The following is a 14,669-nucleotide window of genomic DNA, read 5'->3' on the forward strand; positions in this document are numbered from 1 at the left end:
ATGAAATTTGCTGCACCTTCATCACTCCTTCCCATATTGGATGCGGGGATCAATCCATGCATACAACAGATCAACGATTAAATTGATCACGACAAAAATCGTTGCAAGCACCAATATTCCGGACTGAATCACCGGATAATTTCTCTGTGTGATGGCGTCATAAATATACCGGCCCACTCCCGGCCAGCTGAAAATGGTCTCCGTCAAAACCGCCCCCCCGAGCAACAGGCCCATCTGCAGCCCCATCACGGTCAGGATCGGGATGAATGCATTTTTTAACGTATGCTTGTAAATCACCCAAAACTCGGATAATCCTTTGGCCCGGGCCGTACGAATATAATCGGATCTCATGACTTCCAACATGCTGGACCGCGTCATCCGCGCAATGATCGCCATCGGGATGGTCCCCAGCGCAACCGCCGGCAGAATCAAATGCTTCAACACATCTCCCAGCCACTCAAAATCCCCGTATAACAAGGAATCCAAAATATAAAAATGGGTGAGCGGCTCAAAACCGAGGCGGGGATCCACTCTCCCGTTGGACGGCAACCAATCCAGAACCTGGGCAAAAAGCCACTGTTCCATCAACCCCAGCCAGAACACGGGAATGGAAACCCCGATCAATGCAATCAGCATTGATCCATAATCCAGCCATGAATTTTGCTTCCAAGCCGATAAAATCCCGAGATTCACCCCGAAAAATACGGCAATCAACATGGCAGCCAAAGTGAGTTCAGCCGTGGCGGCCAAAAAAGGAACGATTTCTTCGGAGATGGGGGTATTGGTGATCAAGGATGTCCCCAAATCCCCTTGCAACAGTCCTTTGACATAGTTGAAATATTGAATGTAAAACGGCTGATCCAAGCCCAGACTTTCCCGGATTTCCTGCAATTGTTCCGGTGTCGCTTTGTCACCCGCTATCGTTTTGGCCGGATCCCCCGGGATGGCATGAACAATGGAAAATGTAATGAGCGACATGCCGATCAACACAGGAATCAACATCAAAATCCGGCGTATCGTGTAAGCCAACATAACATCCATTCACCACCTGACTCTTGCAATGAATAAGGAGGCACTGCGGACTCCCCGCAATGCCGCCTTTACACCTGTTTTCAGTTCTTCAGATCAACAAATTCCAATTTCAACTGTGTTGTCGGATGAGGAACAAAGCCGGTGATTTCTTTTCGCCCAGCAAAGCTGACGGTCGCATGCGCGATGGGAACCCAAGGCGCATCCGCTTTGATGATTTCCTGTGCTTGTTCATAAAGTTTGGCACGTTCTCCCTGATCGGTTAAGCTTTGCGCCTGAATCAAAAGATCATGCACGGCATCACTTTTATAGAAAGCAATGTTTCCGGCGTCAGGCATCCGCGTGTTGTCTTTATCCAACAAGACGTACAAGAAGTTATCCGGGTCTCCGTTGTCCCCGTTCCACCCCATCAACGCCATTTGGTGTTCCCCTTTTCCGGTCTTATCCAAATACGTTTGCCAGTCATAAGTCACAATTTTGGCCCGGATGCCGATTTTGGCCAAATCCGCCTGAATAAATTCCGCAATTTTCTTTCCGTTCGGCATATACGGACGGGGTTCGGTCATCGCATAAAATTCCACTTCAAAACCATCCGGATAGCCAGCTTCTTTCAGCAATTGCTTCGCTTTATCCAAGTCATATTCATAATCTTTCACTTGGTCATTGTATCCCCACATCATGGAAGGCATGGGGTTGACGGCCGCCACGGCCTGGCCTGCATAAAAGTTTTTGATAATGGCGTCTTTATTCACCGCATGGTTGATCGCCTGCCGCACTTTGACATTGTTAAACGGTTCCTTCTCGGTATTTAAAGCCAGATAACCCACATTCATGCCTTCTTGTGCGTACAGTTCAAAGTTTTGATCCTGTTTGACCAGTTGGACATCATTGGGGTTGAGTCCGTCCATCATGTCAATATCCCCTGATTTCAATGCAGAAAAGCGGGCCGCATTATCCGGAATCGATTTAAAAATAACCCGGTCCAGTTTCGGCTGACCTTTTTTCCAATAGTTCTCATTTTTCACGAGCACGACCGTGTCATTTTTCTTCCAGCTTTCAAACTTGAAGGGACCGGTTCCGACCGGATGTTGTGCAAACTTCACCGGATCTTTTTTCACAGCCGTCGGGGAAGCAATTCCGAACGGAGACATGGCCAGGTTGCTGAGGAAAGGCCCCAATGGCTTTTTCAGTTTAAACTGCACCGTATATTCATCCTGGGCGCTCACGCTTTCAATCAAATGGCCTTCATCCCCTTTAAACCCGCCAAACATATATCCGTAGTAGGGAAATTCCCCGCCTTTATGCTCAGGATGTTCCGGATCCATCCAACGTTGGAAGTTATAAACCACCGCTTCGGCATTAAATGGAGTGCCATCATGGAACTGGACGCCTTTTCGCAAATGGAATGTCCATGTCAGTCCGTCTTCGCTGGTTTCCCAACTTTCAGCAAGTCCCGGAACCACTTCGGTTGTTTTTTGGTCATATTCGACCAGGTTATCAAAAATCTGGTCTGTCGGCTTAAAAGATTCTCCATCCGTCACCTGAATGGGATCCAATAATTTGGCGTCGGCTCCCCTCCCATAAATCAAAGTCTTTCCGCTTTTCGCCGAATCTTTTTCGACACATCCGGCCAGGATGGTGGAAAAAAGGAAAATGGCCATCACACTGACAATCCAAAAACGCTTTTTCATATTTCGTCCTCCTTTATTGGTTTTTCGTTTGATTGCATCGTCACGTTTTCCCGATCAACCACCTCCCCCATCAAGTCAAGGGATCTTCTTTTCAACCCTCATGAACCAAGTGGCAGGCAACCAAGTGTCCGCCGCCGGCATCTTTCAACTCCGGGCGTTCCTCCTTGCAACGGTCCGTCACATATGGACAACGCGGATGAAACGCGCAGCCTTGTGGGGGATTTTCGGGACTCGGCACATCGCCCTCAAGAATGATGCGTTCCCGCTTGGCTGTCGGATCCGGAACGGGAATGGCCGACAACAGAGCCTGGGTGTAGGGATGCAACGGCTTTTCATAAAGCTCGTCGCGCGGGGATATTTCCACCATGCGCCCCAGATACATCACGCCGACCCGGTCGCTGATATGTTTGACAACACTCAAATCATGCGAAATAAAGAGATACGTCAGTGAAAACTGTTCCTTTAAATCCATCATCAGATTTAAAACCTGCGACTGGATCGACACATCCAATGCCGATACCGGCTCGTCGGCAACAATCAGTTTGGGTTTGGTCGACAATGCGCGGGCAATCCCGATCCGCTGCCGCTGTCCCCCGCTGAATTGATGGGGGTAACGGTCACCGTGAAATGCATTGAGCCCGACCACCCGAAGCAATTCTTGCACTTGTTCTTTTCTTTCCTTGGGCGTTCCCATGGAATGGACGATCAAAGGTTCCTCCAGGATTTCGCGCACTTTTTGCCGGGGATTGAGGGATGCAAAAGGATCCTGAAAAACCATTTGCAAGTCTCTGCGGGCTTTTCTCATCTCCTCTTTGTCCAAGGCAAACAAATTTTTCCCGTTAAATTCCACTTCGCCGCCGCTGGGTTCAACCAAACGGATGATGGTTCGCCCGGTCGTCGATTTCCCGCAGCCCGATTCCCCGACAATCCCCAACACTTCTCCTTCTTCAATGGCGAAACTAACGTCATCCACCGCCTTGACTTCCCCGACTTTTTTGCTCCACAATCCCCCGTAAACCGGGAAACTTTTCTTTAAGTTTTTCACGTTAATCAGTGCCATGTACCGGTTCCTCCCTCTGATGCAAAAAACAGCGGCTGTAATGGTTCTTGTCTGTTTCGGTAAGTTCGGGCGTTTCTTTGCGGCAACGATCCATGACAAATTCACACCTCGGCGCAAACCGGCATCCTGCGGGCATGTTCCGGGGCGTCGGCACCTGGCCGGGAATGGCATACAACCGTTTTTTTCTTTCTTTCAACTTGGGAATTGACTTTAACAATCCCCGGGTGTAAGGATGCTTCGGATTGCTAAACAGACGGTGGCGGTCGGTTTCCTCCACCACTTGCCCGGCATACATGACCACAATGCGGTCACACATTTCCGCGACAACCCCCAAATCATGCGTGATCATTAAAATCGCCGTTTGATACTCTTCATTCAATTGTTTCATCAAATCAAGAATTTGTGCCTGAATGGTGACATCCAGCGCGGTCGTGGGTTCATCGGCGATCAATAACTTAGGGTTTAAGATCATGGCCATGGCAATCATGACTCGTTGGCGCATTCCGCCGGACAATTGATGCGGAAATTCACGCAAAATCCCCTTCCGGGAGATCCCCACTTTTTCCAACATTTCAACGGCACGGGCTTCCGCTTCTTTTTTGGAACATTTTTCATGCGCCCGGACCGCTTCCACCAATTGATTTCCAATCGTAAACAACGGATTCAGGGAGGTCATCGGTTCCTGAAAAATCATTGCAATCTCTCTACCTCGAATTTTCTGCATCTTTTTCTGTGAAAGTTTGGTCAGGTCTTGTCCCTCAAACCAAATGGAACCGTTGACGATTTTCCCGGGCGGTTGCGGGACCAGCCCCATAATGCTCAGTGAGGTCACGCTTTTTCCGCATCCCGATTCTCCCACCAGTCCGACGATTTCCCCCCGGCGGATGGTCAGGTCAATCCCGTCAACCGCTTGGACCACTCCTTTTTCCGAAAAAAAATGCAGCTTCAATTGCCGGATATCCAACACGGGCTGAGTCAAATGGATCACCTCAAACGATTTGTTAAAAACCTCTTAAATCCAATCATAAGCGGATTTTTTCTTTTAATTCCCATTTTTCCAATTAATTATTTTTTATTTTGAATAAAAATATTATCAATTCCTTATATTCTCTGTATAATCAAAAATCCCTTTTAAAAAATAAATCCTTTCCTTTCTACTTTTGGCCGCTTTCTTCCCCCAAATGGAAAATACCCCCTCGTTTTTTCCATCAAAAAATAATAGAAAACAGGGCGGATTGTTCCATCTGCCCTGTTATTTCAGATCCTCGTTTCCGTTTTTTAACCGGTAACCCATATGAAGCACGGGACCCACATATTCATTTAACGGAAATCCGCCGCGAATGGCTTCGGTGATGAAGGCTTTGGCCAGGCGAATGGCTTCCGAAACCGTTTTTCCTTTGGCCAATTCGGCGGTAATGGCTGCGGAAAATGTGCAACCGGCACCGTGAACATAAGGGGTTTCCACCCGTTCTTCTTCCATCACTTCGAAGGTACGGCCATCATAGACGACATCAACCGCTTTTTCGTGATCCAACTTACTTCCGCCTTTGATAATCACCACTTTTGCCCCCAGGTCATGAATGCGTGCCGCCGCTTCTTTCATTTCCTCCACCGTGCGGATCGGATGCATTTTGCTCAGCTGGCCGGCTTCAAATAAATTGGGGGTCGCCACGGTCGCCAGCGGAATCAGAATTTCCCTCAAGGCATCGGCTGTTTCGGGATTGAGCACCTCATCCGTTCCTTTGCATACCATCACCGGATCAATCACCACCGGGACCTCTTGGGAACGGATGGTTTTGGCCACATATTCAATGATCTCTACTGATCCCAACATGCCCGTTTTTAACGCATGGATGCCAATCCCTTGCAAAATCGTTTTTAATTGATCCTGAAATGTATCGAAAGGAATGGGGAACACCTTGTGATTCCATTGATGATCCGGATCCATCGCCACAATGGTGGTGATGGCTGACATTCCATAGACGCCGCGCTCCTGGAATGTTTTCAGGTCTGCTTGGATTCCTGCACCTCCGCTGCTGTCGGAACCTGCAATCGTCAGAACTTTGTATCTGGTTGTCATCTTTATCCTCCTACCTTTCGTCAGCTCAAAATTAGCTTAAACTTTCTCACATCATTTCACAACATTTTTCTCCATTTTCCATTGGAAGGAATTTTGCTAGAATGTAAGGCAATGACAGGGAGGGTGGAAGTATGAAACAGGAGCAAAAAATCGATTTATCCCATTATGTATCCAATCTTGATAAAAATGTATACACCATTTTTAATTTGCCTGAAGAAGTGATTGCCGTCATTTTTGCCTATGTAAGTCGTTCTTCAGCCAGCTTCCGCGACAATTTGCGAAAGCTGTTGTCCGATGAAGAGTTAAATGTCAACCTGAAGACGGCCGGTGCCGCCAAGGGGCATTCGGAAAAAGCGGCCCGCTTCCATGAAAAATGGGTTGTCGGTTACGGCCACAGCAGCGTGGCGGAACATGCCGTTGCACACATCGGAATTGAAAAGATCAGCCGGCTGGCATCGGCCGAATTGGAACTGTCCAACCCGTTTAACAGTTTCACCGAATACAGCCAGCGTTATCAGCGGCCAAAACGGGGCGATTTTTATGTCCCTCCCGTTCTGGAACAAAACCCCGGGTTGAAAGAAAAATTTTTGTCTTTGCAGGACAAAGCTTATGACACGTATGAGCAATTGCTCAGCGGCCTGACCGCGTATTTGGTGAAGGTGATCCCGCAAAAACCGGAAGAATCAGAGCGTGCCTACCGGATGCGGATTGAAAAAATCGCGTTTGAAGATGCCCGTTATGTCCTCACTTTGGCCACGTTCACCAACCTTGGCATGACCGGGAACGGACGCGCATTACGGGACACTTTGGTCCGTCTTCTGTCCAGCCCTTACGACGAATGCCGCAAACTGGCCAAGGAAATGGAACGGGAAATCAGCCAGGTGATCCCGACGCTGTTGAAATATGTAAAACCGAACGATTATCTGCTACACACCAGAAAAAAGCTAAAGGAGCTTTTCTTTGAACAAACAGCGTCTTTGCAACCGGTCCAAGGCCCGCGCGCCCGCATGGTTCACATTCCGGACTATGAAGAAGCTTTGACCGAATTGGTCACCCGTTTGATCATCAGCGAAACGGCTCTTTCTTATGAGCAAGCACACCAACAAGCCCGTTCGTATTCCAGAGAACAAAAAGAACAAATTGCCGAAACGGCTTTAAGCGAACTGCGCTTTTTTGACAATCCCCGATGGGAATTTGAACATATTCATTACCAGTTTGAATTGCTCATTTCCGAGGCAAATTGGCACCAACTGCTCCGCCACAACCGTCGCACGCACTTCAGCCATGGTTTGCCAACCATTCATCTCGGATATACCATCCCTCCCCACATCCGGGAAGCCGGACTGGAAGAACGTTACCAATCCTTCCTCCATGAAGCGGAAAACGTCTACCAAGACATTGAGTCATGGAATCCGGAAGCCGCCGCCTATGTGGTGACGAATGCGCACCACCGGCAAGTCACCGCCACGGCCAGCCTGTGGGAGCTGTACCATCTGATCAATTTGCGAACATCCCCGGAAGCTCAATGGGATATTCGCCAAACGTTTTTATCTTTGTTTGAAGAACTGAAAAACCACCATCCGGCACTGGCCAAATATGCACAGCGCCGGATTAATAACTGACCGCTTTGTCACGGCATGGAACCCGCTTTCATGCCGTGATGTATTATTCTGTTTCAGTAAAAGCAAAATATTCATGAATTACCCGATAAAAGGTATAATAGACTTATAACAGAAACGGAGGTGTTCGATCCCGTGTCCAAACCTTTTGCTCAAAATGAACTGATTTCCACCAGCGAGCTCAAGGAAATGAATAACCGCCACTTCTTTGATGATCTGTTGAACACCTGCAAAAAGCTCGGATTGGTCCATGACAATCAGTTGCGGGCCGTGATTTTGGATATAAAGACGTATGAAAAGCTGATGCACCGTTTGGAAGAACTGGAGGAAATCTTGGAGGACATGAAATGGAATGAAATGTTGCAGGAACGGATCCGGCTTCCTGAAACCAAATGGCTGGAAAAGCCGGAACAAATGTCCCGCCTTGCCTTCTTTGAACAAACGATCGACAAAGGGTCATCGTCCTCATGATTGAAAAGTATCACCCGCAATTTCGCGACGACTTGTTATTCATCGCCAGCAGGTTGGGACGAAAACGGTTCCAGGAATTTTTGATCCAACTGGATCGCGCCATTGTCCAAGTCATCCGAAACCCTTACAAAGCCGCCCGGTTAAAATATCCCCCGCTGACCGGATTCCGGAAGAAAAAATTTTTTTCCGTCGCTCGCCCACGCAAAAGACAACGCCCTGATCTCCGATTGATCTACCGGTATATTCCCGAAAAAAAAACCATCTATTTTGCAGCCGTCGGATTTCGTATTGCTCAAAAGCCCCGCAACCCCCATGACGTTTACCAACGGGCCAAGAAAAGAGATTTGTCGGAAGGAATCGAAAACAATTCATCTTCCAATTAATCACCTCTGTTCATTCGGATTGTTATATTCATCCAATGACGAAATGTATTTTTTTGTGATATAAAATAAATTGTGTAAATGTGTAAATTTCTTGAACAGAGGTGATCGGATGGTCGATCTATTAGACAAGTATGTACTGGCAATCAATGATGTGTTATGGACGTATGTCATCGTGGCTTTGTTAATTGTTGCGGGTTTATATTTTACCATTCGTTCCCGCTTTGTCCAATTCCGGTTTATCAAAGAAATGTTTCGTTTGCTCGGCGAAGGAATGGGAAAAAAAGACGGGATTTCATCGTTTCAGGCATTTTGTATCAGTACGGCATCCCGCGTCGGCGTCGGGAATATTGCCGGTGTTGCCATGGCAATTGCAATCGGCGGTCCGGGTGCTGTTTTTTGGATGTGGCTGATTGCCCTCATCGGCAGTGCCTCCGCATTCATTGAAGCAACCTTGGCGCAAGTTTATAAAGTAAAGGACGGGGATACGTTTCGCGGCGGACCCGCTTATTATATGGAAAAAGGGCTCAACAGGCGGTGGATGGGGATTTTGTTTGCGATCCTGATCACCTTGTGCTTCGGCCTTGTTTTCAACTCCGTACAGGCAAACACCATTACGGTGGCTTTTGAATCCACCTACGGCATCAACCGGGCCGTTCTCGGACTCATCATTGCTGCGGTTTTTGCAATCATTATTTTTGGCGGAATCAAACGGGTGGCCCGCTTTACAGAATGGATTGTTCCGATCATGGCGGTCATCTATATTTTGCTCGCTCTTTATGTCGTGTTGACAAATATTACACAGTTGCCGGCCGTATTCAAGCAAATTTTCGCCGGTGCGTTCGGGCTGGAACAAGCAATCGGCGGCGGAATTGGTGCGGCCATGATGCAGGGGATCAAGCGCGGACTGTTTTCCAATGAAGCCGGAATGGGTAGTGCGCCGAACGCGGCGGCAACCGCCACGGTTTCACATCCAGCCAAACAAGGGCTGATTCAAGCTCTCGGCGTCTTTGTGGATACATTGATCATCTGCAGTTGTACAAGCATGATTGTCTTGTTCTCCAGCGCGTTTACCCACGACAACCTTTCCGGCATTGAAATTGCCCAATTGGCTTTGAACCAGCAAGTGGGTGTGTGGGCGGAACACTTTTTGACCATCAGCATTCTCCTGTTTGCTTTCTCCTCCTTGATCGGCAACTACTATTACGGAGAAACCAATATCGAATTTATTCGCGAAAACAAAACCTGGCTGTTGATTTACCGTTTGGCCGTAATCGCCATGGTCATTTGGGGCTCCATCACTCAAGTTCAAGTCGTTTGGGATCTGGCCGATTTATTTATGGGCTTAATGGCGATTCTCAACCTGATTGCCATCCTCCTTTTGGGAAAAGTGGCATTTGCCGTGCTCCAAGATTATCATCAACAGCTGAAAGAAGGGAAAAACCCGAGTTTCGCCAGCGATCAGATCAAAGACTTGGCCAATGCCGATTGCTGGGAAAAAAGCGAGTCCGCCCGTCGGACAGGATGACACCATCCCCCCGCCCGGGGGATTTTTTCATTTCTGAAACGAAGGGAAAAAACGGTGTTTCTTCATGATTTCATCCGGATCTGCCCCATACATTTGCCAAGCTTTTTCCTCCGCGGGAATGCGAATCAAATAAAGGAAAAGGAAGTTTACGAGAGGAAAAACGATCAACGTGCCATAGGCTCCGAAACAAAGCGGCAACAAAACAAACTCCAACAGGACCACAACATAATTCGGATGTCTTACGTAGCGATACGGGCCGCGGTTTTGGGGCTTCCTGCCAGGAATCACATAAATCCGTGTGTTCCAGAATTTCCCCAGAGACCGCATGACCCATATCCTTAACCCTTGCACCCCCAGAAACAACAGAAACGGCACCCACCACCATGCAACCGGCTCCGTCCTTCCCCATCGTCCCTCCAAAAGCAAACTGAGAAAAAAGCATCCATGAATCAAAACCAGCCACGGATAATGTTTTCCGCCGTATTCAACACCACCTTGTTCCCGGATCCACCGGGCGTTTTTTTGTGCAATCCGCAGTTCATAAAGCCTTTGCACAATGACCAAGACCCATAACAGCCAACTTCCCCAGGCCGGCATGATCATCCCTCCTTATCCCAATGCAACAAAGATAATTCCAAACTGAAACCCGGTCCCATCGCTGCCATGAGGCCGTAACTTCCCGCAGGATGCGTTTGCATGAGCTCCCGTTCCAAAAGAAACAAAACTGTCGCTGATGACATGTTGCCGTAACCGGCCAATATTTCAAAGGCTCCGTTCAGGCTCCCGGGAGGAAGATTTAACGCTTTTTGATAAGCTTCCAACACTTTTTTCCCACCCGGGTGGGTTAGAAATACATCGATTTGTGATAAAGGGACCCCGGCTTCATCCAAAAACCGTTGCACCACCGGCTTCACTTTTTTCAACACCAGTTCGGGAATGCTCCGGGAAAAAATGACTTTTAATCCGTCCCCGGTCAAGTCCCATCCCATCACCTCTTCCGTGTCCGGCCACAAAAAACTTTGTGCCCCGGTGATTTCCGGAAATGTCCCGTCCGGAAGCGAAACCTGATCCCCGCAGATCAAAACGGCGGCCGCCCCGTCCGCAAACAACGAAGTTGCCACCAGGTTGCTTTTGGAATGATCCAAGGGACAAAAGGTCAAACTACAACATTCCACGGCAAGCAGCAATATTTTTTCCGATGGATTGGCTTTGGCAAATTCATAAGCTTTGGATAATCCTGCCACCCCTCCGGCACAGCCCAATCCCCAGACCGGGGTGCGCTTCACATCGCTTTTCATCGACAACCGGTTGATCAAACGGGCATCCATACTGGGCGTTGCAATCCCGGTCGTTGAAACAAACACCAAATGATCGATATCCTCCGGGGTCCATCCTTGCTTATCCAGACACGTTCGGATGGCCTTTTCCCCCAGTTCGATCGCAGTTTCGACGTAAATCCGGTTCTTTTCCGTAAACGGGTGTTGTTGTTTATACCAAGAGATCGGTTGGCTGATATAACGGTTGTGAATGGAAGCATGATCAAAAATGGACATGTAACGTTCGATTTGCGGAAAAGATGGGGCAAAACATTCCCTGGCAAATGTTTGGGCTTCTTCCTGTTTCACAGAATACGGGGGGACTGCGGTTCCCACGGCAAGGATTTTGGGCATGACAGACACTCCTAAACAAGTGAAATTGTTTAGGAGTATTTTTTTACTTTTCCCTTCAAAACATACTGTTTTTTATCAATTGAAGACTGGCGGTTATTTTCGCAACCATTTTTCCAAAAGAAAACGCAAAACCCCGACCGCCAATGCAAAGATGACGGCAAAGAGCATGCCGGAGGAATCCTCTTGGGTCATCGTCAAATAAATCATGGTCCCCCAAGCAATCCCCTTGACCAGGGAGTGCCAGATAAATGAACCGATCATCAAAACGATAAACAAAATGATCCCGGTGGAAGTCGACTCCAAATGCCTGGAGATCACAAACGTTAAAAACAATGTTTCAATAATAGGAATCAGATTGGCAAAAAGCCCAAAAATTGCTTTGATCAGGTTCCCCAATTTCTGTCTTCCTCTCTGTCGAAAAGTGGAGAAGAACCGATCCTTCAACCGGACCGGTTCTGTTTTGCTCACGATCAGTTGGCATTTTCCGAAGGCGGATTTTCATATAAAGTACGATCCATATAATCCGAAATTTCTTTGTCCACCTGTTCAATGGGAAGTGTCTCCCCGTCATGGTAAAGAGCATTTAATCCCCATTCCAATCCCCAATTCATGGCTTCATCTTTCTCTGCCGTGCGATGGTCCGCCGGCTTGCCGTCGGGCCGGTACACGACCGGCGGTTCATTTGTGACCACACATGTCGTTACATCGCTCCGGCCTTTCCGCTTGGAGCGGATGTAGACCGCTGCATTTCGTTCAGGCAACGATTCCACCAGACTGGTCTTGATATATTTCCGCGTCAGGCTTTCCACTTCATCCGAACCTTCCGTCTGACCGCAACTGATGACCATCCCGATATAGGAACGGATCGCTTGCATCAATTCTTGATTTTCGAAGTGATCGATCTCTCTGGTCACAAGCCCCAGCCCAAACGGATATTTTTTATCCTCTTGCAAAATCTCGGTAAGGAGCGGAATTTGAACCATGTGGGCTTCTTCCACCAGCATTAAATGGAATTTGGAAGCAGTGTTCCGTTTTCGTGCTGCCTGATAGTAAAGGTTGATCAAATAACCGACCAAAACCCGCAAGTTGTAGTCTTTGATTCCATTGGTGTCAATCAAGACAATATGTCCTTCATCCATATACTTTTGGGGATCCAGGCTCAACCCTTTCTGGCAGAACAGACGGCGCAGCGTTGAATGTTGCAAGATCCGGTCTAACCGGTACAGCACCGGCTCCACTTCTCTTTTGATTTCCTGCTCATCGGTGTTGACCCAGAAGCGTTTGATATAAGGATCTTGCACGTTTTTGACCACTTTTTCCCTGAACTGATGGTTTCTGAACAGATCATCGATGCCCAAAATCGTATGGGTTTCCTTATCTTCCAACAGGCTCTGCACCGCAATTTCAACGAGCCGGCGCGAGCGTTCAATGGATTCTTCTTTAAATTCAAAGTCCACTAGTATAGTGGCCAACTGTTGGGCCATCTGTCCGGGGATGACGTTCTCCGGACAGTGAAGCATATTCAAAGCCGGAAGATGAGTGGTATCATCCGACAGATTCAGGTGATGGATTTTCTCCCGGGGGAACTTCACGCCGAATTTTTCTGCGATGCGCAGACGGTTTTCAATGATCGCCACCAACTCTTTGGCCGGGTCAATAATGGTGAAACCCGGGCTTTCATCCGGATTGTCAAACCACTCATCCAAAAGTGACTGGACCATGTCCATCGCGACACTGGATTTCCCCATGCCGCTGGCACCCGTTAAAACAAAATGTTTGTTTAACTGTTCAAAGTTGACGCGCACTTCCCGGTCATCAAAAGGATGTTTCAATTTTCCGATTTTCACGCCCTCCGTCAATTCGCCCGGCTCCAATGTCCTTTCGTTTTCTTGCAAATGGGCCACATATCCCCGCGCGTTGGGGCCATCTTCTGCCGGAGGACGATAAATGTAATGATTGGCCGGAGGCAAATGGAACAAGCTCGAAATCTCATCCGACGTCCAAGCCATCAGGGTCAACGGCCAGGGAATCGGAACCAGGTTGTTGTCTTTCATGGGATTCCACCAAGGTTGGCGGATAAAACGGAGTTCCCCGTCATACTTCATCGCGGTTTGAACCGACTCTGCCGTGGAACGGACCACCGCTTCCGCGTTTTCGTGATTGGACCAGATGGAAAGGCGCACTTGAAAGGAAAGTTCACGCCCGGTCAAGCGTTGAATCAAACCGGCGCGACGAATCCGCTCTTCCGGTCCCATGTCTTTCTTCTTTTTGCTGGTCAACAGGCTCCGGGCACTTCCCGAACGTTCCTCGACAGCCCGCCAGCTGACCGGGGAAAATTGCAAATCCAAATAGGTTCCGGAACGCAAACAGTTTAAAATGCTTCCCAATTGGCTCTGTTTGCTTTGGAGCAACGAGGTCAAGGGATAACCTTTGGTTTTGAATTTAAAGATGAAGTGTCCGCCGGTCCCCCCTTTTTTCGGAGTGGGGAATTCTTCCTCTTTGATGTCATGCAACTCTGCAGAAGGATAAACACTGCGCAAGGTGTCCTTTACACTGTTCTCCTTGTCCTCGGGGTAAGCCAGGTAAATTCCGATCTGGTTGCTGCCCTCCGGAATGGCAAACCGCCAGCGGAACCAAGGGCGCCCGTATTGGACACGCATGCGGATCGGGCGAATCATGCTCCCGAAAGTTCTTGTCAATTCTGAGATTTTATCCAAATCCAGTTCGGTGTCGTATGAAGGCAGAATGCGTAAATATTTCACTCCCTTTTTGGCCCGGCTCCGATAATGGGATTTGGTGGACCAACGCCCGGCCAAAACGGCAATGACAATCAAAATCCCGAGTAAAATCAGCCAGGGAAGTACGGCAAGCGCCCAGATTCCGATGGATGAGAGCGTATCCCATGCCAAGTTGGTCGCTTTACCCGCCGTTTCGGCTTGATCACTTTCCCCGAACAACTCTGCGAGAAACTTCCACAAATACAAGATCCCGATCACAGATGCCACGCCGATAACCGTGTAAAAAAACCATTTGGCGACCTGACGCATCTGCTCTTCACCGCCCTTGGGCACATTATTCCAAGGAAACAATCCAACCCCACCTTTCTTTTAACTCCGTCCAGTCCTGTATCAGGCATTCTCC

The 14,669-nt window shown here is 48.4% G+C and carries 13 protein-coding genes; 4 read left to right on the forward strand and 9 right to left on the reverse strand.

What is annotated here, in order from left to right; genetic code table 11:
* Nucleotides 1–21: 21 nt before the first annotated feature.
* The 5 genes from I8U23_RS11190 to pdxK all read right to left on the reverse strand — a co-directional run bounded on the left by I8U23_RS11190 (nt 22) and on the right by pdxK (nt 5,860).
* On the reverse strand, nt 22–1,032 hold the full coding sequence (locus I8U23_RS11190; protein WP_037994111.1) for an ABC transporter permease: 1,011 nt from the start codon (nt 1,030–1,032) through the stop codon (nt 22–24).
* An 80-nt stretch (nt 1,033–1,112) separates the two neighbouring features.
* Nucleotides 1,113–2,720 carry an ABC transporter substrate-binding protein gene (locus I8U23_RS11195; RefSeq protein ID WP_049719651.1) on the reverse strand — a complete coding sequence of 536 codons (1,608 nt, stop codon included), beginning with the start codon at nt 2,718–2,720 and terminating at the stop codon, nt 1,113–1,115.
* A gap of 91 nt (nt 2,721–2,811) precedes the next feature.
* Nucleotides 2,812–3,780, reverse strand: coding sequence for an ABC transporter ATP-binding protein (locus tag I8U23_RS11200; RefSeq protein WP_049719715.1), 969 nt, complete (start codon nt 3,778–3,780; stop codon nt 2,812–2,814).
* Nucleotides 3,767–4,759: an ABC transporter ATP-binding protein gene (locus I8U23_RS11205; protein ID WP_198051054.1), complete on the reverse strand. Its 993-nt coding sequence runs from the start codon at nt 4,757–4,759 to the stop codon at nt 3,767–3,769. The genes I8U23_RS11200 and I8U23_RS11205 overlap by 14 nt, the downstream gene beginning before the upstream one ends.
* Before the next feature lie 273 nt (nt 4,760–5,032).
* Nucleotides 5,033–5,860 (reverse strand): pyridoxine/pyridoxal/pyridoxamine kinase, encoded by an 828-nt coding sequence (gene pdxK, locus I8U23_RS11210; RefSeq protein WP_037994107.1) that lies wholly within the window; start codon nt 5,858–5,860, stop codon nt 5,033–5,035.
* A 131-nt stretch (nt 5,861–5,991) separates the two neighbouring features.
* On the opposite strand from pdxK, the gene I8U23_RS11215 reads away from it, so the two are divergent.
* The 4 genes from I8U23_RS11215 to I8U23_RS11230 all read left to right on the forward strand — a co-directional run bounded on the left by I8U23_RS11215 (nt 5,992) and on the right by I8U23_RS11230 (nt 9,858).
* Nucleotides 5,992–7,482, forward strand: a complete 1,491-nt coding sequence (locus I8U23_RS11215; RefSeq protein WP_049719650.1) for an FAD-dependent thymidylate synthase — start codon at nt 5,992–5,994, stop codon at nt 7,480–7,482.
* Between the two features lie 132 nt (nt 7,483–7,614).
* Complete coding sequence (locus I8U23_RS11220; RefSeq protein ID WP_037994104.1) at nt 7,615–7,950, forward strand: hypothetical protein; 336 nt, start codon at nt 7,615–7,617, stop codon at nt 7,948–7,950.
* Nucleotides 7,947–8,333, forward strand: coding sequence for a hypothetical protein (locus I8U23_RS11225; RefSeq protein ID WP_037994102.1), 387 nt, complete (start codon nt 7,947–7,949; stop codon nt 8,331–8,333). Before I8U23_RS11220 ends, I8U23_RS11225 begins: the two co-directional genes overlap by 4 nt.
* 109 nt (nt 8,334–8,442) lie before the next feature.
* On the forward strand, nt 8,443–9,858 hold the full coding sequence (locus I8U23_RS11230) for an alanine/glycine:cation symporter family protein (protein ID WP_037994101.1): 1,416 nt from the start codon (nt 8,443–8,445) through the stop codon (nt 9,856–9,858).
* A gap of 27 nt (nt 9,859–9,885) precedes the next feature.
* Here I8U23_RS11230 and I8U23_RS11235 read toward each other — a convergent pair whose 3' ends face one another.
* The 4 genes from I8U23_RS11235 to I8U23_RS11250 all read right to left on the reverse strand — a co-directional run bounded on the left by I8U23_RS11235 (nt 9,886) and on the right by I8U23_RS11250 (nt 14,617).
* Nucleotides 9,886–10,455: an isoprenylcysteine carboxyl methyltransferase family protein gene (locus I8U23_RS11235; protein ID WP_049719647.1), complete on the reverse strand. Its 570-nt coding sequence runs from the start codon at nt 10,453–10,455 to the stop codon at nt 9,886–9,888.
* Nucleotides 10,456–10,457: 2 nt separating this feature from the next.
* Nucleotides 10,458–11,528, reverse strand: a complete 1,071-nt coding sequence (locus I8U23_RS11240) for a type III polyketide synthase (protein ID WP_049719646.1) — start codon at nt 11,526–11,528, stop codon at nt 10,458–10,460.
* A gap of 93 nt (nt 11,529–11,621) precedes the next feature.
* Nucleotides 11,622–11,924 carry a hypothetical protein gene (locus I8U23_RS11245; RefSeq protein ID WP_037994096.1) on the reverse strand — a complete coding sequence of 101 codons (303 nt, stop codon included), beginning with the start codon at nt 11,922–11,924 and terminating at the stop codon, nt 11,622–11,624.
* Nucleotides 11,925–11,998: 74 nt separating this feature from the next.
* Nucleotides 11,999–14,617, reverse strand: coding sequence for a helicase HerA domain-containing protein (locus I8U23_RS11250; RefSeq protein WP_198051055.1), 2,619 nt, complete (start codon nt 14,615–14,617; stop codon nt 11,999–12,001).
* Between the last annotated feature and the right edge of the window lie 52 nt (nt 14,618–14,669).

Origin of the sequence: Thermoactinomyces sp. CICC 10735 (assembly GCF_016055175.1) — a bacterium.
GTDB classification, from domain to species: domain Bacteria; phylum Bacillota; class Bacilli; order Thermoactinomycetales; family Thermoactinomycetaceae; genus Thermoactinomyces; species Thermoactinomyces vulgaris.

Excerpts from the sequence above, each read along its gene's own strand:
- I8U23_RS11240 (WP_049719646.1), bottom strand. The coding sequence starts at position 11,528 with ATGCCCAAAATCCTTGCCGTGGGAACCGCAGTCCCCCCGTATTCTGTG.
- I8U23_RS11200 (WP_049719715.1), bottom strand. The coding sequence starts at position 3,780 with ATGGCACTGATTAACGTGAAAAACTTAAAGAAAAGTTTCCCGGTTTAC.
- I8U23_RS11235 (WP_049719647.1), bottom strand. The coding sequence starts at position 10,455 with ATGCCGGCCTGGGGAAGTTGGCTGTTATGGGTCTTGGTCATTGTGCAA.
- I8U23_RS11195 (WP_049719651.1), bottom strand. The coding sequence starts at position 2,720 with ATGAAAAAGCGTTTTTGGATTGTCAGTGTGATGGCCATTTTCCTTTTT.
- I8U23_RS11190 (WP_037994111.1), bottom strand. The coding sequence starts at position 1,032 with ATGTTGGCTTACACGATACGCCGGATTTTGATGTTGATTCCTGTGTTG.
- I8U23_RS11225 (WP_037994102.1), top strand. The coding sequence starts at position 7,947 with ATGATTGAAAAGTATCACCCGCAATTTCGCGACGACTTGTTATTCATC.
- pdxK (WP_037994107.1), bottom strand. The coding sequence starts at position 5,860 with ATGACAACCAGATACAAAGTTCTGACGATTGCAGGTTCCGACAGCAGC.
- I8U23_RS11230 (WP_037994101.1), top strand. The coding sequence starts at position 8,443 with ATGGTCGATCTATTAGACAAGTATGTACTGGCAATCAATGATGTGTTA.
- I8U23_RS11215 (WP_049719650.1), top strand. The coding sequence starts at position 5,992 with ATGAAACAGGAGCAAAAAATCGATTTATCCCATTATGTATCCAATCTT.